Source organism: Paremcibacter congregatus (genome assembly GCF_006385135.1).
Taxonomy (GTDB): Bacteria; Pseudomonadota; Alphaproteobacteria; order Sphingomonadales; family Emcibacteraceae; genus Paremcibacter; species Paremcibacter congregatus.
On sequence record NZ_CP041025.1, the window covers coordinates 3,157,723 to 3,178,822 of the forward strand.

A 21,100-nucleotide genomic window follows, 5' to 3' on the forward strand; every position below is an offset into this window, starting at 1 on the left:
TATCCGATGCAAGATATATTCAGCTTACAGGGCAAGATCGCCCTCATCACCGGGGCCTCCAGCGGATTGGGCGGTCATTTTGCCAAAACCCTGGCCCGCGCCGGCGCGTCTGTCGTCGTCGCCGCCCGCCGCCGCGACAAACTTGATCAACTGGTCGGTGAAATTGCCGGTGAAGGTGGAACCGTGATGGCCGTCACCATGGATGTCACCGACGGTGACAGCGTGCGCGCTGCCTATGATGCCGCCGAGGCGCAAATGGGCATCATTGATGTCATTGTCTGCAACGCCGGCGTCGCCGACACCAGATCCTTCCTTGATATGGACGAGGACAGCTGGGATTTCACCATGGACACCAATCTAAAGGGCGTCTGGCGGGTGGCGCAGGAAGGCTGCCGCCGTTTGGTCAGAGCAGACAAACCCGGTGTCGTGATTAATATTTCGTCCCTGCTTGGCCTCGCCTTCCAGACCCTGCAGACCGCCTACGCCACCTCGAAAGCCGGGGTCATTCACATGACCCGCTGCATGGCGTCGGAACTGATGCGCTATAACATCCGGGTCAACAGCATCGCACCCGGCTATTTCAAGACGGAAATGAACGCCACATTTTTCGATACGGAAAAGGGCAAGGCCTATATCAAGACCATTCCGGCCCGGCGGCTCGGGGACCTCGCGGAACTGGACGGCCCGCTGCTGCTGCTCGCCAGCGATGCGTCGTCTTTTGTTAATGGCACCACCCTGATCGTCGACGGCGGTCATCTGGTCAAATCACATTAGGGGAACAGACCATGGATGAGGCAAAGCTCACCGCCTATCTCGAACAGTATATCGACGGGTTTCACGGCCCCCTGACCCTCAAGAAATTTCCCGGCGGGCAGTCGAACCCGACCTATCTGATCACCGCCGCCTCCGGCAAATACGTCCTGCGCAGTAAGCCACCGGGGAAATTGCTCAAATCCGCCCATGCGGTCGACCGGGAATATCAGGTCACCAAGGCCCTCGGCGGCACCGATGTGCCGGTGGCAACACCCTTGCATCTGTGTCAGGATGAAGATGTGATCGGCAACTGGTTTTACGTCATGAAATATATGGACGGGCGGATTTTCTGGGACCCGGCCCTGCCCGACTTTACACCGGCTGAGCGCGGCGCACTTTATCTTGAGATGAACCGGGTGCTGGCGGCGATCCACAGCGTTGATCTCAAGTCCCACGGCCTGCAGGATTACGGCAAGCCGGGCAATTATTTCGCCCGCCAGATCGGCCGCTGGACCAGCCAATATAAGGCGTCCGAAACCGAAACCATCGACGAGATGGAACAGCTCATGGCATGGGTCGCGGATCATATCCCGCCGGACGATGGTCAGGTCAGCCTGATCCACGGCGACTATCGCATAGACAATCTGATTTTCCACCCTACCCGACCGGAAATCATAGCCGTGGTTGACTGGGAGCTGTCGACCCTAGGCCACCCCCTCGCCGATCTCGCCTATCAATGTATGCAGTGGCGCATGCCGAGCGCCTCCCTGATGCGCGGGCTTGACGGGATCGACCGCGCGGCGCTGGGCATTCCGACGGAGGAGGAATATGTCCGCGCCTACGCCGAGCGCCGGGGCCTGACCGGGATCACCCATTGGCCGTTTTATCTCGCCTTCAGTTTCTTCCGCCTCGCCGCCATTGTCCAGGGGGTGATGAAGCGTAGCCTCGACGGCAATGCGTCCAATGCCCGCGCTCAGGAGGTCGGTCGCCTCGCCCGCCCACTGGCCGTCAAGGCCCTCGCCATTCTCAAAGAATATAACGTCCTCTAGACAGAAGGATCTCCCATGCCCCTCGACTTCACCGATAAAATCGTTCAGATCACCGGCGCAGGCTCCGGCTTTGGCCGCACCGCAGCGGAAAAATTCAGTAAAGCCGGGGCGAAGCTGGTGCTCTCCGACATCAATGAAGCCGGACTTGCCGAAACCGTCTCTCTGCTCGACCTGTCGACCGATCGCCTTCTGGCGCTCCACTGCGACATCAGTGATCCGGACCAGGTGGCCCATATGGTGACACGCGCGGTTGAAACCTTCGGCGCTCTCGACATCGCCATCAACAACGCCGGCATGGCTAATGAGATGGCCCGTATTGGCGAGGCGAGCCTCAGTGAATTCGATCAGGTGATGGCGGTCAATGTGCGCGGTGTCTTCCTTTGTATGCAACAGGAGCTGCAGCAGATGAGCCAACAAGGCCACGGCGTGATCCTCAATGTCGCCTCGGTCGCGGGCCTGATCGGTGCGCCCTATATGGGCATATATGCCGCGAGCAAACATGCGGTGATTGGCCTGACCAAGACAGCAGCGCTGGAATATGCCCGTAAGAACATCCGCATCAACGCCATTTGCCCGGCCTTTTGCTATACCCCGATGGTCGGTCAGATCATTGACGGCAAGGGCGGCGACAAGCGTGAGGCCGACATGGCCAACAATATCCCCATGGGTCGCCTCGGCACGGCGGAAGAGATCGTTCATGGCATGATGTGGCTGTGCAGTACGGAGAACAGCTTCACCACCGGCCAGGCCCTTGCCTTCGACGGCGGCCTGACTACGGCGTAATTATACCCGCCTGACCTTAATTGACTTAAGTACCCGTATAATGTAATTTATAGTTGCCGCTAGATATACCGAAGCCGTAAAAAGTGCATTTCATGCATCAAGATATAAACCGGGAGGACTTCGGAGGGACTTAATTGGTGGGACAAAGAAATATTTCACTAGAACATATAAATAGACATGCTCAGCAGGTCTATACCTATTTTCTATCGCACGGGTCATATTTACCTTTAGGCACCGAGAAACAACATCTGCATGATAAAAACATCACCGCCAACCTTTCTGAGTTTCGTGTGGAACTTGACCGAAAAATCGGCCATGGTTATTGGCAACTTAACCGCCTTGACCCTGATATAACCTCCTATTCAGGGCGCTGCAGTTATAATCAGAACATTGATTTATCCAGTTACATTAATCAGGAACATTTTATTCTGCGGTATATCGTCTCGGGGGCCATCAAAATCAATGTCAAAGGCGTCCAGTCCTATTCTGCCCCACAGGGCAAAATCTCATTACATCATGTCCAGGCAGGCGAAACCATCAATCTTTTTTACCCCAAAGACATGACTTGCTTGTTCGTTGCCCTGTATCTTTCCAAAAGTTATATGGAAAAACTGTGTCTGCTGTTACCTTACGAGAACCAGAAGAAACTGCGCATGCTGCTAGATCAGCGGTTTGGTCTGGAAGGTCATGAAATTGAACTGTCTGCATTTGATCGCAGCCAGATATTCCAGATCCAGAATTTATCCGCGTCAGGCGAACTGAAAAGGTTCGCCATAAAGTCTAAGGTCAGAGAATTATTAAGTCACTGGCTTATGAATTTCACCCAGTGTCCTGAACCGGATCCAACGCTTCTTGCCACTGTTCACAATACTGAAAAATTCCAGAAAGTCTTTGACCTCTTAAAAACCCATTATATTTCTCCCCCACCCACAAAAGAAATCTCTCGTCTGATCGGGCTTAATCAGACAACATTGCGGCGAGGTTTCCGCGCGACCTATGGCAAGTCAATTTCATCACACTGTTTGGAAAAAAGAATGAACCGCGCCTGTGAACTTCTGTTGTCAAAAAGGATGAATATTTCGCAGATCTCAGATGATCTGGGCTATGCCCATTCAACCAACTTTACGAGTGCCTTCAAGAAATATTTTGGTGTTCTGCCCAAAGATTTTCGAGCAAAAGACACCGTCTGAAATTACCAAAAAAGGCGGCCCTCAGGCCGCCTTCCAGATATAGTTTTTATGGATTATTTTTTGAACGTCAGACGTAGATAGCCAAACTGCCCCGGCAGATCATGGAGAGACCCGTCAAAGCCATTCAACGCACAGGACGTACATAAGGACGGATCCTTATCAAAGATATTATTGACCCCCAGACTGACACTATAGTTTCTTTCTTCTGGTGCCCATGTCACCTGAAGATCATTATAGAGAACAGCAGCCATCTGGTTGTCATCGGCATTCACTTCCGTTACACCGGCCGTATAACGACCAGTCCAGGACGCTGTCCAGTCTCCCTTGTACCATGTCAGCGTTCCTGTGGATTTCCATTTCGGGAAAGCCTGCTCCGGATCACCCCGTTCGGTGCCTTCCAGACGAGAAGAAATCAATCCACTGGCCCCTTCTGTCAAACGCTCATACTTAAACAGTAAGGTGTTGGTCCAGACAAAGCCAAACATACCGATGTCCGTTTCCGGGCTCATATAGTTTGCCGAGAAATCAAAACCAGAAGTTCTGATGCCCCCGATGTTCTGCAAGGTGGTATCAAAACCGTTGATCACCCCTCCTGACGTTCGTGTGATCCCTTGACAAGCAACACTATCTCCGGCGGTGAAGCAATTATTCAGCTTCAACTGCGCATCTACCGCAGAAATCGCATCATCCAGTTTAATATCATAGTAATTAACTTCCAGCGTCAGACTGCTTTCGCCCAGATCAGGGCTCCAGACCCCGCCGACACTCCAGCTTTCCGATTCTTCCGGTTGCAAGTTAATATTGCCGCCCGTAATCACAGAGATCTGCGGATTAAACTGGGCATAACTGCCATCTGCCGGTACACCGGCCGCGACACAATTCGCTATGGTTGTCGCAGAGGCCCCATTATTGTTAAAGTCCGAACAAGGGTCGGCCAAAGTCTGGTCAAACCGGGAAAACGTTCCGAACAATTCACCAATATTTGGCGCCCGGAACCCCTGTGACCAAGATGCCCGCAACAGGATATCAGGTGTCGGCCTCCATTTACCGCCGACCTTGAAGGTGCTGTTACTACCAAATGTACTGTAATCCGAATAGCGCACCGCCGCGTTCAAATCCAACAGGTCAGCAAAGGCCGCGTCACGGATAAGCGGCAGGTTTATTTCGGCATAAAATTCCTTCGTGTCATAGCTGCCGTCCGCCGGACCAGAAGGCACCCCGGCACTTTCACCAGCCGTGACAATCGAATCCGGTACAAAGAAACCTGATTGTTCACGATATTCAGCCCCGATGGCAAAGCCGACCGGCCCTGCGGGTAATTCAACAATTTCACCGGCCAGGTTCGCGGTCACATCAAACAGGGTTTGTTCGCTGAGATCTTTTTGAACAAAGCTCACCCATTCCAGCATTTCAGGTGTAATAGACCCACTGCCCGATCCTTGTCCGCCAAAGAAATTAAACGGAACACACCCCGGTGTCGCGGCACAAACATCCGGATCACCAAGTGCGATTTTCAAATGACGGGAATTAAACGCGCCATTCTTGACCTGATCCGCCCGGTTCTTGGAATATGCGGACGTAATATCCCAGTAGAAATTACGGTCCCCTGCTTCAAAAGCGCCTTCGAATCCCCCTGAGACATACCAGGTATTCACAGTTTGATTAAAGATACGTGGCCCGGCTTCCAGAGGACGACGCCCCATGAAATATCCATTCGTTTCCGCATCAATGGTAAAGCCAAAGGGATTGAATGGATTATTTTCATGAATTGAAATTGTATCCAGAAGATTCCCGTTACCGGCTTCAGGGCCAATAAAAAGAGGCTCAGGAGCCGCTTGGTTGGTAGATTGACGATTATTGAACAATGCCTTGAAATTCATTGTTATATTGTCGGCAATCTCATAGCTCACCTGAGAATAAACCCCGACCCGTTCAGATGGCGTCAGCACCAGATTGAACGGCGCAAAATTAAATCGGTCCGCCGTTGCAAATTCATGAAAGTCCCCCGTACCAGGGGCGGCAGGATTATAGAAAGGGATATTGGCGCCACCATCATTGATCACCCCGTCATTAAGGGTCAGGTCAAGTTGGTTCAAGGTATTCGGGTCAGTCAGGAAAAAACGGCCCTGAGGCGTCCCAGAGCTACAGCCCCCTGCCTCACAACTGGTCGCGCCAGCTGAGGGAAACCGCGAGAGCGGAATATCCGCTGCACTCACCCGGTTTTGCTTATTATAACTCAGGCTGACAAAAATATTCATCTTGTCACTCTGCTGTCCCCAGGAAACTTCATATTCCTGTGTTTCACCATCACCGCGATCATAAGCACCAACATACGCAGAAGCTTCAAAACCGTCCTGATTTTTTTTGGTAATGATATTGACCACTCCGGCAATGGCATCTGAGCCATAAACCGCCGACGCCCCATCCTGCAGAACCTCGACCCGTTCAATAATACTGGTCGGAATGGTGTTCAGATCGGTCGCCCCGGACACCCCGGACGCGGATGAGCCATGCACCCAACGAACGCCATCCACCAAAACAAGAACACGCTTTGATCCAAGATTACGCAGATCAACCTGGGCGGCCCCGGCACCGATACCCCCGCCATCTGGTGGGAAACCGAAATTACCGGAACTGTTGAATTTCGTATTTAGCGCACTACCTGATCCAGGCAGCCGTTGTAAAAAATCACCCAAGGATGTCAAACCCGATTTATCAATATCCTCTGCCGTGACATTCAATATCGGCGCCCCCTTGTCCAGGGGGTTCGTCCTGATTCTTGACCCAGTAACCAGAATTTCTTCAAAAACAGGTTCTTCTGCATTCTCTGCTTCCTGAGCAACCGCAGAACAGAGGGGGGTTAGCAGGGTCATTCCAAGAATAACTGTTGATACACTCCCCAAATATCGCTTTTTTACATCAGTCCTAAAGTTAACATTTTTCATGTTCGTTTCCTCTTGTTAGATCAAAAGCTTGCCTATTGTTTCAAGCGTAACAATAGGCCTTAAGGATACCTAATTTAGGGAACACAAATAATGGAGAACGGTAAAAAAATGATGGTTAACGCGATATTCACGCTGTTTCCAGGAACGCGAAAAAATTTCATCCTGAAAATGACAAGCTGCACGGAATAATCTGGTGATATTTCTTAGTTACATATCTCTTATACCAGAGCGCTTTTAACCTGTTTGTATGCGGCGCTGATGTGCTTTTTCAGGAGTTTGGCCGCACCGGTAATATCGCCCCGCCGACCAAGCTCGATCAGTTCGGCATGCTCCTCATGGGCCCGCTCCGGCGCCCCTTCCCGCAACAATTGCTGACGGATATAACGGTCCGTGTTGCTGTGCAGGGTCTGAAGAATTTTCAGGGTATGAGGCTGATTGGCGGCGCGGTAAAAATGATTATGGAACTCCCAATTGAGCTTCGCCCATTGTTCAATATTCTGGCCGCTGATCACCATATGATCAAATTTATGCAAAGACTCTTCCGCCTGGTCAAAATCTTCCGACGTCATGTTCGGCAACGCATCTTTCAACAAATTGCATTCAATCAGAATGCGCAGATTAAAGAATTCTGTTGCTTCGGCAAGAGAAAGTCCGCGTACAACCCCGCCTTTATGGGCCGCGATATCCACCAGACCTTCCGCCTCCAGCCGCAACAAAGCCTCGCGGATCGGAATCCGGCTGGCGCCAAGTTCCGTCGCCAATTGGTCCTGGCGCAATTGAAACCCCGCCGCATATTCACCGGAAATGATGCGTTTTTTAAGTTCTAGAAAAACACTGTCCGCGACAGTATGACGAAGAAATGGCACAGATGACACTGGGTAACCTATCTTGATGTCTATAATATTTTCACCACTTTAGCCCATTCATTCCACCAAATATAGCGTGTTCTTTCCCCGCCACCGACAATTAGTGCTTTTTGCGCACCAAATTGCCAATATGATGTCTATGGGGATTGCCCCGCGCGGATTTTATCCGTATATTTTATACAAATTAACCTCTGGTCGCCCTAGTTTATCCACAGCCGGAAAGCCCGCCCCATGTCCCAGCCGTCCTCGTTACACATCATTGATATGCATACCGCCGGCGAACCCGTGCGGCTGCTGCTGCCAGGCCAGATCACGTTGCATGGCGCGACCCTGCTCGAAAAACGTCAGGATATGAAGACACGCCATGATGCAATCCGACGGGCACTGATGATGGAACCCCGGGGACATCGCGATATGTATGGCGCCGTTTTGACAGAACCCGCAGACCCGCAATCCGATGTCGCCGTCCTGTTCATGCATCATTCGGGCTATAGCACCATGTGCGGTCATGCCACCATCGCGCTGGGCCGGTATCTCTATGATGAGCATCAGAAAAGACACCCGGGCCAGCCCCGCCACACATTCCGCATTGAATGTCCCTGTGGACCGGTTGATGTGCGGGTAACAGAAGATGCGAACGGTAACGTGGTCAGCGCATTTGACAGTGTTGATTGTTTTGTCGATGGTCTGGATGAGAGCATCGAACTCGACGGTTTAGGCCATATCACCTATGACATCGCCTATGGCGGGGCCTATTACGCCATTCTTCCCGCGGCCCGTCTCGGGCTCGATTTCCTCACCACCCCCGTCCGGCAGCTGGCCGATGCCGCCAACCGCATTACAGACCATCTGCGCGCCACCCGCCCGATTATTCACCCCCATGAAGAAGACCTGTCTTTCCTCTATGGCACCATTCTCACTGACGACACTCCCCCGGTGAGAGACGCCATCAGTTATAACCTGTGTCTGTTCGGCGACGGACAGATAGACCGTAGTCCCACCGGCAGTGGCGTCAGCGCCCGCATGGCGCTCTATCACCGGAAAGGTCTGGTGACAGAAGCCTCCCGACCGCGCTTCGCCGGCGTAAGCGGCATTCCTTTCGATGCCCGCCTGTGCCGCTCCACAAAGGACAGCGTCGCCGTCCGCATTTCCGGGTGCGGTTATTACACCGGCCGCGGCGAGATGATCATCGCCCCGGAAGATTCCTTGACTTATGGCTTTACTCTGCGAAATACTTTTCATGACGTCATGACGTCGCAAAAGGAAATATAACTCATGCTCCTGCCCTTTATCACTGCCGATCAAATCCGGGACATTTTACGCTTTGACACCTTGATTCCGGCACTGGAAAAAGCCTTTACCCTCGCCTGCACGGTTCCGGAACGGGCCCATTACCAAATGGGGGACGCCTGGGACCGGGACGCCCAAATGCTGATCATGCCCGCCTGGCGCCAGGATCATTATGCCGGGGTGAAACTGATCACGCTCTATCCTGACAACCCCAAGCAGGGACGGCCCAATATTACCGGGATATATTGCCTGTTTGATGGCGCCACCGGACAACCCCTGGCCCAGATGGATGCCGGTGAGATCACCCGTTGGCGTACCGCTGCGACCTCTGTGCTGGCGGCAAAATATCTTGCCCCGGCAGACCCGACATCTCATCTCATCATCGGCACCGGCGCCCTCGCCCGCCCCTTTATTGAAGCCTATAGCCAAGCATATCCCCGTAATGAACTATGGCTATGGGGCCGCTCGGCGGATAAAACACAGGCCCTTGTCACAGACTTGCAGAAACATATTCCTCAATTACACGCCACAAAAGACCTGGCCACCGCCGCCCGGTCGGCCCGGCTGATCACCACCCTGACCAACAGCAAAACCCCGGTTTTACAGGGCGACTGGATCAGCCCCGGCACCTATCTGGATCTGGTCGGCAGTTACCGCCCCGACATGCGGGAAGTTGGCGACGACATCATCCGGCGCGCGGAAATCTTCGTCGACATCAGAGACGGCGCGCCCGTGGAATCCGGCGACCTGACACAGCCACTGGACAGTGGCCTGATCAAAATGAGCGATATCAAAGCCGACCTGTCTGACCTGGTCACTGGCCGTCATAAAGGCCGGTCCGACTTACAGGACATCACCCTGTTCAAGTCCGCCGGCGCAGCCAGTGAAGACCTGGCCGCCGCCATTCTGATATATGAAAGCTTTACAGACTTATGAAGCCTTATTCACACTGACAGGTGCCGCTGCTTTCGGCTTTGGCGCGATATTCCGTGCGACCACCCTTCTTGCGATCTTCCAGGTCGTGGATTTTGGCCTTATGTTCGGTATATTTGCAGCGGCTGCTGCCCTTGCATTTGCCGTTACACAGGGCTTCGGCGAGCGTGCGCGCCTGTTTCGCCGCCTCGGCAGAGGCCTTTTTGGCTGTCGCCTCCCACGGCCCCCACAAGGGGCCCGCACTGGCATCTGCCGGACCGCAATCGGTGGACTTCGCCGCTAGATCCGGTGCAACCGCTGCAGTCGAACCACCCGGCATCGGAGTTCCCGAGGCGAGATAATAATGCTGAACGATCGTGCCTGAAGACGCCTTTGGGCGGTCCTGACATTCTTCCATCTCATCAATCACCTCGACATCCGCCTCCCCGATGACCGGGCTGCCGTGGACAGAGAGATGCACGGTGGCGCGACTGACCCCACTTGGCCAGTTGACATCAGACCCGGTACCGACACAGCGCCGCGCCGGGATGGTGGCGGGGCCGGCAAATTCCTCAAAAGGACTGTTCGGTCCTTGGGGAAAGGTCACCGTGAACTGCGACCCTTCACTGGCGTTACTTCTGACATGAAAGATAAGGGTTGATCCGGAGCGAACCCGAACCGGGTTAGGGATAATTCGCAGGGACCCATTGGCGAGAATATCCACTTCGACCATAATGAGTGGCATAGCATTTCCTTTCCGCTAAATATTATTTTTTAACGCAGGTTCACGCAACTGGACAGCAACTGGAAAATATTAGAAGGATCTGAACAATAAATCGGGATCACCCCCCTGTCAATAAAACCTTCCGTACGGCGTACATACGGAAGGCTTCTGTGTAAAGTTATCGGAAAGCTGTTTTAGCCAAGCGCCCCGATAAAGGCGGACAGGGACTGTGAAATCTTGCGGATTTGTTCGTAGGTGGTTTCAATCTCGTCAAATATCTCTTTATTCTCGTAACGATATCCGTGGGTATCATCCGATTTAAAGCTGATTTTCTCCGGATTTTCCGGGTCGATTTCATAGGCGCCTTCCAGCGGAAAAATCTCCCGCAGCAACAGCAAGGTCGGGGAAACCTGAAAACGCAAAATCCGCATCACCAGATCATCAACACTGAGCCCCTTGTGATCGCGGAAACGCGGAATGCGGGTGATCAGCAGGAAAATCTTCTGGATCAACGCCATGCGCATGACATGCAACAGCGTATAATGGCCCCGCTCTTTCCCGCTCAATGCATAAGGGGCCTCAACCACGTCCCGCGCCTTCACGGCATCCCGCAGATACATCAGGTCTTCGCGTAAGGTCAGCTCTATCCGGTTCAACCCTTCGAACACGCCATGCTTTTCCATCATTTTCGCCAGGCGCAACATGCGATTATGATCGTGGCTTTCTTCTTCATAGCTTGCCGAATGCATCCAGTACCGCGGCCGGAACAGCGACGTATAGGCGCCGAGAAAATCTTCATCGGTCACATCCAGTGCCGCCACGACCAGGGTCATGATATGCTGCAACCGTGGTGATTTACGATACATTTTCCAGAAACCGTGACTGTCCAGCGACAGGGCGATACCGATCCCGCCCAGGCTGTTGGCGAGAAACCCCAATTGATGCAGCAGCATGTTATTGGGAATCGCCCGGATCTGGGACAGTTTTTCGAGCCGGCGACTGACGACCCCTTCATCCTGACGGATGGTCATGCGCGAACCGGAGGGATAAGAAATATCGGTCCCCAAAATGGAAATCAGGCGCATAAAGTCCGGATTTTGGGAAATGCCATGGTTAAATCCCTTCACTGTCAGGAAAAAATCCAGCGACCAGTCCGTATTGTCATAGAAAGGGTCCTCGGCCTCACTGACCGGCGTCAGCATATTTTCCATCACCCGCGACAACGTGGCAAAGGCCAGGTCCGGCGTATGCAGCCATAAATAACCGTCGCCGCCCTGCAGGCTGAATTCCTGTTTATACCGAATGCCGCGACGCTTCATCAAACGACGGGCTTCCGGCGTATGCATATAATTCAGTCGCCCGCCAAAACCGCCGGGATGCGCCCCGCGCCCGCAGCTTTCACCGCCGGTATCGAAAATCACCAGTTCCACATCATCCAGATCGAATTTCTTCCACAGCATCGCCACCTTGATCCGCAGGCGTTCAATGGCAAGGCCCGCCGCCACCTGGCCGAGGTAACGCCCGGCATCGGAATAACCCGCCTGAATACACAGCCGTTTGCGTTTTTTGACATAGGCAAAATAATGCGGGTTTTCCAGTAATTCCTCAATCACCTCTGCGCCACGCACCAGCGCCTGGTCGGTTTCAAACAACGGCGAGATATCGACATGTTCTTCCACCCCGAACAATTTGGCGTAACACAAGGCCGCCAACACGGTAAACGGCGTATCGGATTCGGCAATCAGAAAACGGATCGGCGTATCCGGATCAATATATTTCAGGAACTGGGCAACAATCATAAACAGCCTCTTGGCCGTGGTCTGTTCGTGCTGGATCGTTTCATATCCAACGGTTTCAGCCGTGATATTTCCCAGCAACTTGCTGGCCGCCGTCATATAACGTCGCCGGCTAGAGGCATCATCCGGATCTTTTTCCAGCGCCACCATTGGCCGGATCGCATTATGCAGCTGCACCGCATTCAGGCGGAAATGGACATGAGAAATCCCAGCCCGGAAATTGGCAAAAACCGCCCGAAAAACAATCAACTCCTGGGTCTGGGCATCATCCAGGCTCGCCGCAATCAGATCATCCAGATCTGCAAGAATGGCGGCCGGCAGGTTTTCTCCCCCGGCCCTGGTGCGCGCCATATGCTGGCCAAGCGCCCGCACGCTGTCGCTGTCATCTACGGCCTCGTCTCCGGGGATAACCGCAAGGTCATCGGCGAATTGTTGGCCGAGACGAACCAGTTTCTCCGCCACAACCGACGCTCCCAACAGCTTTTCCCAGCGGTTTTGATAAACCTCGCACTGGCGCAAGGCCATCTGGGTCCGCAGTTTCACGCTGGTCATCCAGGTAATATCATCCCGGCCATCCACATCGAACCCGACCCAGCTCGCCGCCGACACCAGTTTCAGCTCAATCGCTTTCCAATCGGCCGGATAGGTCGCCCGCGCCACCTCGACCGCGACCTCATACAATCGTCCGATCGCATCCTGCAGATTGAGCAGCGCCGTCACCGACTGGTTAAATTCATAGGCAAGCGTCAAACCGGAATCCGGGCGACCTTCACAGGATTTAATCCGGGTCAATGCCTCTTCTTCACTGAGGCTGCCATCAATCAGCCCCGCCACCAGATCATATTGATCGTGGCTGAACCCAAAGGTCGGGTGACCGGTGATCACAATTCCCGCCAGTTCCCGATCCACCTGGGCTTGAAATTCGGCGAAATCACGATCCACAGTCAAGGCGGTGAGACAGGTCTTCAGGCTGGTGCGGTTTTTGTCCGCATCGGTTTCCTGTAAATAGGCTTTGGCCCGACGGCCCCGGCTGACAAAACTGTTGGCGCTCAATTCGTCCAGCATCGTTTCGATTTCCCCCGCCGGCATATCGCCCGCCTTGATCTGTTTCAACAGGCGATAAGACAACTGCTGATAAGGATTAATCAAGGGCGTTTCCCGACTTAACTGACGGCAGGCGTCAAGTTGTTCAACCAAACTCTCAATGGTGTTGGACGGAGAAGCGGCGGATTGATCAGGCATAATGGGGTCTCAATTTTTTGTGGCGTTTATCCCGGCGAACAGAATAATATTCTACAGGATATAATTTACACCTGCCCTATTACCCTAAAAAGTCAAAAAAACGAAGTAATATTTCGCAATATTGGCCTATTGCCTGAAACTTCAGCAGATTTATCTCATAACCATATCCCAGGCACGACACGCCATAATAAAGTACGAAAAAAAAGGCTGCAGTCTCTCTTGTGGTGAGGACTGCAGCCAAGTTTTTTCCACTTCTACGGAGGTATGTTATTTCTGTGTGAAGGAAAATAACATGCTTTGTGGAAACCTCTGATACCGAACATAAAGTCTATCTTGTGCCGGCTTTTACGACGGGCCTGTGGCATAATCTGGCCGCGCGCCGCTGTATAATACAAAATTTCTATTTTAGCTTTAGCAAAAGAAATCCGCCTTCGCGAGTGATTGGCGGCAAAGCAACACATATTTACGATAAAGAAAGTAATTGATATTCAGTCGCATTTGCCTTAATTAGATTTCTATGTAAGTAATAATTATTATTAAAATAGAAATATACCGACAATCCAATACGCCATGACCCTACTTCGAAAACTACACCGCTGGCTTGGCCTGTTGATCGGCAGCGTGATTTTCTTCACCAGCCTGAGCGGCACGATACTCGCCTTTAAACAGGACCTGATACGCCTGTCGATCCCGGGCGAGACACCCGTCTATCGTCCGACTTCGGATATTATGGCCGCACAGGCTCTGGCGCAGATCAGTGGGCCCGACACCCGCTATGTCACATTCCCCCAGCCGGGTTCCAATTATTTCATTCATATCACGGCAGAGCGTCAGGTCTATCATCACCCACAAAGCTTTGCCCCGCTGGAAACGCGTTTCGCGATCCCCGAAATTCTCGCCTTCCTCTCCGACCTGCATATTCATCTTCTGGCAGGCCATGACGGCGAAACCGTTCTAGGCTTCATCGGGCTCGTTTTAGTATTTCTGATCCTTGGCGGTTTAATTCTGTGGTTTCCGGGCCGACGGGGCTTTCAGGTGAAAAAGTCCCTGCCCGCCAACCTTAAACGCGGCGCCCTGCTCCATTCCCACCGCAGTTTGGGGGCACTGTCCAGTCTGATGATTCTGCTGCTGACACTCACCGGGACCGGTCTGATTTTCTATGACACCAGCCGAACGATCCTGCACGGACTCTATCTCACCCCCGGTCCGGCGCCGCGCCGTCCTCCACAGGTGACCCCGGTACGAAACAGCGCCCTGCAGCCGTGGTCGGACATTCTCGCCACAGTCCGGCAGGCCCTGCCCGATGGCCACATTACCCGTTATTATGCCCCCGACACCGCCCAGACGGCGACCGTCAGGTTCCGGCTGCGCTATCCAGAGGACTGGACCCCCAATGGCGGCAGCTATGTTGAGATCAATCCCTATACCGCCGCTGCGCTCGGCGTGACCGATTATCGTCAGGCGCCGCCCCCGGATCGTCTGGCGCGCAAGTTCTTTCCGCTGCATGCCGGCCATGTAGGCGGGGGGCTTTATCAAATTCTGATCGCTCTGTCCGGCGTGGCCCTGGCGATGATGATCTTTACCGGCATACTGGCATGGCTTAAATCGAAAAAACGCGCCAAGTTCAAACCGTTACGCCCTCAAATCCTGTCAGAAAAGCCATAGCCAAGCCCGGCATGGCAAGATATACTCCCTCCCAAGGGAGATACGCAATGCCACCAATTTTCAAGATTACCGCCGTTTGCCTGAGCTTGGCCCTCTTTGGCTGCGGTACCGACAACAGCCCCCCCGCCGACCAGATCTATCTGGGCGAAATCATTACCATGAATGACGCCCAGCCCCGGGCGGAGGCCCTCGCCGTGAAGGATGGACTGATCCTCGCGGTCGGCGACGCCGCAGACGTTCTGAAACACCAGGGGGGCAGCACCGTCGTTCGCCATTTGGACACGCACGCCATGACGCCGGGATTTATCGACGCCCACGGCCATATGGCCATTTACGCCCTGCTCGACAGTGACCTGAACACCGCCTCGCCCCCCATTGGACCGGTGACCAGCATACCGGACCTTCTGTCCCGCCTGAAGGCGCATATTAAAGATAACAACCTCGCCGAAGACGCCCTGGTGTTTTCCTTTGGCTATGACGATTCCCTGCTGGCCGAAAAACGTCACCCGCTCCGCACGGAACTCGACAGTGTGTCCGAGACCCATAAAATCCTGCTGATCCATACCTCCGGTCATCTCGCCGCCGCCAACAGCGCCGCTCTTGCCGCCGCCGGGTTCACGGACGACAGCCCCGACCCCAAAGGCGGCAGCTTGTGGCGCAACAAGACCACTGGCAAACTGAACGGCATCGTCGATGAACAGGCTGTATTCCGCTTTTTCAGCCTGCTGCAGAAAAGCCCGGAAGACTCGATAAAATCGCTGATTAAAGCCGCGCATTATTACGCCAGTTTCGGCATCACCACTGCTCAGGATGGCCAGACCCAGACCGCCGGCTTGAAACTGCTGCGCGGGGCGGCCGCACAAAACCTGCTTCCGCTTGATGTTGTTTCCTACCCAAAATGGACAGAATATGAGGCCATGATGGCCACCGATACAGTTGCACCGGGACAGTATCAGAACCACGTCAAATGGGGTGGGGTCAAGATCACCCAGGATGGCTCGCCCCAAGGCAAGACCGCCTATCTGACGCAGCCCTATCATGTGCCGCCCCTTGGCCAGGACGCCAGCTATCGCGGCCATCCCATCATGCCCCAGGCCGAACTTGATTCCTGGGTCGAAAAAATCTTCGCCGCAGATCAGCAATTGCTGCTGCATTGTAATGGGGACGCCTGCGCCGACATGATGATCGCGGCCGTGGACATGGCGACTGAAAAGCTCGGCCCCAAGGATCGACGCCCGGTGATGATTCATGCCCAGACCATTCGCCCGGACCAGATCACACGCCTGAAGGATCTCGGGATCATCCCGTCTTTCTTCGCCGCCCACAGCTTTTATTGGGGGGATTGGCATCGGGACGAGGTTTTGGGACCTGAACGCGCCGCCCGCATCAGCCCGATGGCAACGGCACAAAAGGCCGGCCTGCACTTCACTCTGCATAATGACGCGCCCGTGGTGCCGCCCAACATTATTTTCCTGATGCATACGGCGATCAACCGCACCACCCGCAGCGGCAAAATCCTTGGCCCCGCAGAACGCATCTCCGCCGAAAGCGCCCTGAAGGCTGTCACCCTTGATGCCGCCTATCAATATTTCGAGGAAGGCCAGAAAGGGTCGCTTGAGGTCGGGAAACAGGCGGATATGGTGATCCTGTCACAAAACCCGCTGACCATCGCCCCGGAACGTCTGAAGGATGTCACGGTGCTCGAAACTGTGAATGATGGTAAAAGCATTTACCGCAAAGACTAAAAAAATCCCCCGCCGGGAAATTTCCTGGCGGGGGATGGAAACAATTGTGATCAGGGTCAGGCTTTTTGCACCCGGTCGAGCGCCTTGTCCTGCTCCTGCTTGATGGCCGGGGGCAGGCTGTCGCCCAATTTGTCAAACATTACAGACTGATCTTTCACTTCGGCGATGCTGGCGTCCTTTTCAAAGGCCATCAGCTTCCCGAACTGGGCTTCGTTAAAATCAAGCCCGGTCCAATTGATATCACCGTAACCGGGACTGCGACCAAATGGCGTTTCTGAACCGCCGGCCGTGCCGTGGACGCTCTTCACGATCCATTCCAGCACCCGCATGTTCTGACCAAAACCCGGCCAGAGGAATTTGCCGTTTTCGTCTTTGCGGAACCAGTTAACCCGGAAAATTTTCGGCAGATGCGTGACCTTGCTTTCCATATTCAGCCAATGCTGCCAATAGTCCCCCATATTGTAACCGCAGAAGGGCAACATCGCCATCGGATCGCGTCGAATGCCGACCTGATTGTCGGCGGCCGCCGTGGCTTCTGATCCCATGGTCGCCGCCATATAGACCCCATGCTGCCAGTCAAAGCTTTGATAGACCAGCGGGAAGACGCTGCTTAAGCGACCGCCAAAGATAAAGGCGTCGATCGGAACGCCCTTGGGATTTTCCCATTCCGGATCGATGCTCGGGCATTGGGCGGCGGGTGCGGTGAACCGGGCGTTAGGGTGAGCGGCGTTGCGGCCACAGCCCGGAGTCCAGTCCTGCCCCTGCCAGTCAATCAGATGGGCTGGCGTCTCATCCGTCATACCTTCCCACCAGACGTCGCCGTCATCGGTCAGCGCCACATTGGTGAAGATGGTGTTGGATTCCATTGACCGCATGGCCGAAGGGTTCGAGTCCATGGACGTGCCGGGCGCGACGCCAAAGAATCCTGCTTCCGGGTTAATGGCGTAAAGCCGGCCATCGTCCCCCGGTTTGATCCAGGCGATATCATCGCCAACCGTGCGGATTTTCCAGCCTTCATAGCCTTCCGGCGCAATCAGCATGGCGAGGTTCGTTTTACCACAGGCGCTCGGGAAGGCCGCCGCCATGTAGGTTTTCTCGCCTTCCGGGGACTCAAGCCCGAGAATCAGCATATGCTCGGCCAGCCAGCCTTCGTCTCGCGCCATCGCGGACGCGATACGCAACGCGACACATTTCTTGCCAAGCAGTGCATTACCGCCGTAGCCGCTGCCATAAGACCAAACAACTTTTTCATCGGGGAAATGTACGATGTAACGGTTTTCCACGTCACAGGGCCAGTCCACATCCGCCTGGCCTTCCGCGAGGGGATAGCCGACAGAATGCAGACATTTGATAAAGGGTTTATTGCCGAGCACGTCGAGCACAGCGGACCCGATGCGGGCCATGATGCGCATGTTGACCACCACATAGGGGGAATCGGACAGCTGCACGCCAATCTGGGCGATATCGGAGCCCAAAGGCCCCATGCTGAAGGGAATGACATAAAGCGTGCGACCACGCATGCTGCCTTCGTACAAGCCGGTCATTTCCTGCTTCATGTCGGCGGGGGCGCGCCAGTTGTTGGTCGGTCCGGCGTCTTTTTCTTCTGCGCTACAGATAAAAGTGCGGTCTTCGGCGCGGGCCACGTCTTTCGGGTCGGAACGGCAGAGAAAGCTGTTAGGGCGTTTGGCGGCATTGAGCGGGATAAACACCCCGGCATCCACCAGTTCGGCGCAGAGCCGGTCATATTCCTCCTGAGAGCCATCACACCAATAAACATCCTTGGGCTGGCAGAGTTTGGTGACTTCCTCAACCCAGGACGCAAGGCCCTGATTCACGACACCTGTCGACATATTATTCATCATTAGTCCTTCAATTATGATATTTTTTTTATTGCTTATACCGCAGGGGCCCGCCGTACTGTCAAGCCTAACATCATGATGAAGTCCAATTAAAACGATTGTATCACAGCCCGTTTCGTAAAATATTTTACCACCACAGCCAAAGACGGCGCCTTAACTTCCCGGAAACAGTACCTTTTCACTCAGGCGCAGGATCTGATTTCCCCAAGAAACAGGGTAAGTGATCTTTTCAGTGTTTCCGTCTGCTTTTCCAGCATCAGGGTCGCGTCCCACACATTTGATGCTGCATCCTCCGAGGATTTCGCCATGGCATTGACATCCCGGATATCGCCCTGCAAAGCCGCCACACCGTGGCTCGCCTCTCCCAGGCAGTTGTCGATGGTGCGGCCTGTCGCGCTTTGTTCCCGCACAGAATTGTTGATGGATTGTGAAATCTCGTTGATGTCTTCAATTGATGTTTTGAGAATATTCATCGTGTCCACCGTCGCCTGTGTCGCTGCGGTCATGCTGCGCACCTGGCTTTCGATTTCTCCCGTCGCCTGGGCGGTTTGCGCCGCCAGATTTTTAACTTCACTGGCCACAACCGCGAATCCTTTCCCCGCCTCGCCAGCCCGGGCGGCTTCAATGGTGGCGTTAAGCGCCAGAAGATTCGTCTGCTCGGCAATATCCTGGATCAGCTTAATGACATTGGTGATCTGGCCGGCCGAAAAAGACAGAGTAGCGATTTTTTCCTGCGAATGGTGTGCCACTCCCATGGCCTGTTTGGCCACCTCCAGGGATTTTTCCACCTTGCAACTTACCTCTTCCAGCCCCGCCCCCATGTCACCCACCGCCTGCGATACCTGCTGAACAGTGGATTTGGTCTGGTCTGAATTACTGGCGGCCGCCGTGGACAATTCATTGGTTTTATTAACATTATGCCGCATTTCCTGCGATGCCTTGCCCAGCCGGGCCGCCATGGCGGCAACATTCTCCACCACTTCCGCGACCTGTCTTTCCAATTGATTGGCAAGCTCCAGCTGTTGATCCCGACGCTCTTCCTGTCGCCGTTGAGCGCGTTGTTCCTGTGCGATTGCGTCGGCGTGGCGTTTCTGCTCTGCCGCCTCTATGCGCTGCCGCTCGGTTTCCGCCGCCGTGCGCTCCGCCACGAGCATTTCCGCCGCCACCTGTTCCAGCTCCAGGGTTTTTTCTTTAAAGACGGCCGCCGCCCGCGCCAAAAGACCGATTTCATCTCTGCGGGCCTGATAAGGGATCGACAGTTTTTTCTGACCCTGCGCCAGAGCCGAGACTGTATGGGTAATGTTAGTCAGAGGACGGGAAATAGAAGTGCCGATAATCCACGCCAGCACCACCGCCGCTGCGCTGCCGATCAGGAACCCCCACAGATTATTCCGGGTAATTTCCCCGACCCGCATCTCCATATGATCAAGCGCCGTGCTCTGTTCCGCCGTCGCCGTTTCCCTGAAATCCCCGGTAATAACCGTCATATCCGCCGCCACCGTGGCGAATTCGTCCATGGCCTTATCCAGAAAGACATAGGCGATATTTTTCTGCCGCAAGCTCTGCCGGATCACATCGCCGTCGCGCCGGACATACCGCACTACCGCCCGCTCCCGCCGGGGCAAGGATTTCAATAGCGCTCCGGCCTTTTCCACCAACAGATCAAGATCCTGTCCCGCTTCGATCGCGACAGGATAAGCCGAAGGGTTGGATGTCGCCACATAACCGACGCCATATTTGGCAAACCGGGACAGTTTATGGCCGATCTCGGTAGAAATTTTTACCGCTTCCGCCGTCCCGAGATTCTGCAATTGTTGCTGCAGTTGAACGGCGGAGACCTTCAGATTTCCCATCGCCACAACTACAAGGGACAATGTATCGTCCGCCGCCCCCAACCGGGTTTCTATGTCTTGAAAAAGCTGATCAAACCGTTCCATCGCAGCCAGAAGGGCGTCGGCCTTGTCCATTTCCCCCGCATTTCTCAACAACCGCATCATCACTTCTTTACTGGCGGCCGTGGCGTCCTGACTGTGGCGCACCGCTTCCCGATCCTTTTCCAGATCGGAATAGGCATAGGTGCGCAGGGCGCTGGTCTGGGCCGTAATATCCCGGACAAAATCATTCACAAGCCGAACAATTTCAGTGCGGTCCACAATGGCCTGCGTTTCCTGCTCTATCGACCCCAGCTTCAAGGTTGACTGAATGTTAACCACACCTAACAGAACGATAATTGCCCCAAAACCCGCCATAATACGCATCCGTACCGATATCGTCATAACCA

The 21,100-nt window shown here is 54.2% G+C and carries 14 protein-coding genes; 8 read left to right on the forward strand and 6 right to left on the reverse strand.

Annotated elements, in window-relative coordinates; translation table 11 throughout:
- Positions 1–6 precede the first annotated feature (6 nt).
- From FIV45_RS13990 to FIV45_RS14005, 4 genes are all read left to right on the forward strand, one after another.
- Positions 7–774 (forward strand): SDR family NAD(P)-dependent oxidoreductase, encoded by a 768-nt coding sequence (locus FIV45_RS13990; RefSeq protein ID WP_099475125.1) that lies wholly within the window; start codon positions 7–9, stop codon positions 772–774.
- An 11-nt stretch (positions 775–785) separates the two neighbouring features.
- Positions 786–1,802, forward strand: a complete 1,017-nt coding sequence (locus FIV45_RS13995; protein WP_099475124.1) for a phosphotransferase — start codon at positions 786–788, stop codon at positions 1,800–1,802.
- 15 nt (positions 1,803–1,817) lie between these two features.
- On the forward strand, positions 1,818–2,585 hold the full coding sequence (locus FIV45_RS14000; RefSeq protein ID WP_099475123.1) for an SDR family NAD(P)-dependent oxidoreductase: 768 nt from the start codon (positions 1,818–1,820) through the stop codon (positions 2,583–2,585).
- Between the two features lie 137 nt (positions 2,586–2,722).
- A complete protein-coding gene (locus FIV45_RS14005; protein ID WP_099475122.1) occupies positions 2,723–3,775 on the forward strand; it encodes a helix-turn-helix transcriptional regulator in 1,053 nt (350 codons plus the stop codon).
- Positions 3,776–3,828: 53 nt separating this feature from the next.
- Here FIV45_RS14005 and FIV45_RS14010 read toward each other — a convergent pair whose 3' ends face one another.
- Positions 3,829–6,648, reverse strand: a complete 2,820-nt coding sequence (locus FIV45_RS14010) for a TonB-dependent receptor (RefSeq protein ID WP_165777106.1) — start codon at positions 6,646–6,648, stop codon at positions 3,829–3,831.
- A gap of 290 nt (positions 6,649–6,938) precedes the next feature.
- Positions 6,939–7,586 (reverse strand): GntR family transcriptional regulator, encoded by a 648-nt coding sequence (locus tag FIV45_RS14015; protein ID WP_133118619.1) that lies wholly within the window; start codon positions 7,584–7,586, stop codon positions 6,939–6,941.
- Between the two features lie 231 nt (positions 7,587–7,817).
- Between FIV45_RS14015 and FIV45_RS14020 the strand changes: the two genes are divergently transcribed.
- Both FIV45_RS14020 and lhpI read left to right on the forward strand, forming a co-directional pair.
- The gene (locus FIV45_RS14020; RefSeq protein WP_099475119.1) at positions 7,818–8,858 is read left to right on the forward strand and encodes a proline racemase family protein; all 1,041 of its coding nucleotides are present in this window, start codon (positions 7,818–7,820) and stop codon (positions 8,856–8,858) included.
- Between the two features lie 3 nt (positions 8,859–8,861).
- Entirely contained in the window at positions 8,862–9,812 is a 951-nt protein-coding gene (gene lhpI, locus FIV45_RS14025; protein WP_099475118.1) for a bifunctional Delta(1)-pyrroline-2-carboxylate/Delta(1)-piperideine-2-carboxylate reductase, read from the forward strand.
- A 4-nt stretch (positions 9,813–9,816) separates the two neighbouring features.
- On the opposite strand, the gene FIV45_RS14030 is transcribed toward lhpI, so the two are convergent.
- Together FIV45_RS14030 and FIV45_RS14035 are read right to left on the reverse strand one after the other, a co-directional pair.
- Positions 9,817–10,533 carry a hypothetical protein gene (locus FIV45_RS14030; protein ID WP_099475117.1) on the reverse strand — a complete coding sequence of 239 codons (717 nt, stop codon included), beginning with the start codon at positions 10,531–10,533 and terminating at the stop codon, positions 9,817–9,819.
- 173 nt (positions 10,534–10,706) lie between these two features.
- Positions 10,707–13,550, reverse strand: a complete 2,844-nt coding sequence (locus FIV45_RS14035) for a phosphoenolpyruvate carboxylase (protein ID WP_099475116.1) — start codon at positions 13,548–13,550, stop codon at positions 10,707–10,709.
- A gap of 570 nt (positions 13,551–14,120) precedes the next feature.
- Here FIV45_RS14035 and FIV45_RS14040 point away from each other — a divergent pair.
- Positions 14,121–15,215, forward strand: a complete 1,095-nt coding sequence (locus FIV45_RS14040; protein WP_099475114.1) for a PepSY-associated TM helix domain-containing protein — start codon at positions 14,121–14,123, stop codon at positions 15,213–15,215.
- Positions 15,216–15,262: 47 nt separating this feature from the next.
- Positions 15,263–16,960 (forward strand): amidohydrolase, encoded by a 1,698-nt coding sequence (locus FIV45_RS14045; RefSeq protein ID WP_165777105.1) that lies wholly within the window; start codon positions 15,263–15,265, stop codon positions 16,958–16,960.
- A gap of 56 nt (positions 16,961–17,016) precedes the next feature.
- Here FIV45_RS14045 and FIV45_RS14050 read toward each other — a convergent pair whose 3' ends face one another.
- Entirely contained in the window at positions 17,017–18,819 is a 1,803-nt protein-coding gene (locus tag FIV45_RS14050) for a phosphoenolpyruvate carboxykinase (GTP) (RefSeq protein WP_204844759.1), read from the reverse strand.
- Positions 18,820–19,001: 182 nt separating this feature from the next.
- Positions 19,002–21,095 (reverse strand): methyl-accepting chemotaxis protein, encoded by a 2,094-nt coding sequence (locus FIV45_RS14055; protein ID WP_099475112.1) that lies wholly within the window; start codon positions 21,093–21,095, stop codon positions 19,002–19,004.
- Between the last annotated feature and the right edge of the window lie 5 nt (positions 21,096–21,100).

Excerpts from the sequence above, each read along its gene's own strand:
- FIV45_RS13995 (WP_099475124.1), top strand. The coding sequence starts at position 786 with ATGGATGAGGCAAAGCTCACCGCCTATCTCGAACAGTATATCGACGGG.
- FIV45_RS14050 (WP_204844759.1), bottom strand. The coding sequence starts at position 18,819 with ATGAATAATATGTCGACAGGTGTCGTGAATCAGGGCCTTGCGTCCTGG.
- FIV45_RS13990 (WP_099475125.1), top strand. The coding sequence starts at position 7 with ATGCAAGATATATTCAGCTTACAGGGCAAGATCGCCCTCATCACCGGG.
- FIV45_RS14035 (WP_099475116.1), bottom strand. The coding sequence starts at position 13,550 with ATGCCTGATCAATCCGCCGCTTCTCCGTCCAACACCATTGAGAGTTTG.
- FIV45_RS14055 (WP_099475112.1), bottom strand. The coding sequence starts at position 21,095 with ATGACGATATCGGTACGGATGCGTATTATGGCGGGTTTTGGGGCAATT.
- FIV45_RS14030 (WP_099475117.1), bottom strand. The coding sequence starts at position 10,533 with ATGCCACTCATTATGGTCGAAGTGGATATTCTCGCCAATGGGTCCCTG.
- FIV45_RS14020 (WP_099475119.1), top strand. The coding sequence starts at position 7,818 with ATGTCCCAGCCGTCCTCGTTACACATCATTGATATGCATACCGCCGGC.
- FIV45_RS14045 (WP_165777105.1), top strand. The coding sequence starts at position 15,263 with ATGCCACCAATTTTCAAGATTACCGCCGTTTGCCTGAGCTTGGCCCTC.
- lhpI (WP_099475118.1), top strand. The coding sequence starts at position 8,862 with ATGCTCCTGCCCTTTATCACTGCCGATCAAATCCGGGACATTTTACGC.
- FIV45_RS14000 (WP_099475123.1), top strand. The coding sequence starts at position 1,818 with ATGCCCCTCGACTTCACCGATAAAATCGTTCAGATCACCGGCGCAGGC.
- FIV45_RS14040 (WP_099475114.1), top strand. The coding sequence starts at position 14,121 with ATGACCCTACTTCGAAAACTACACCGCTGGCTTGGCCTGTTGATCGGC.
- FIV45_RS14010 (WP_165777106.1), bottom strand. The coding sequence starts at position 6,648 with ATGACCCTGCTAACCCCCCTCTGTTCTGCGGTTGCTCAGGAAGCAGAG.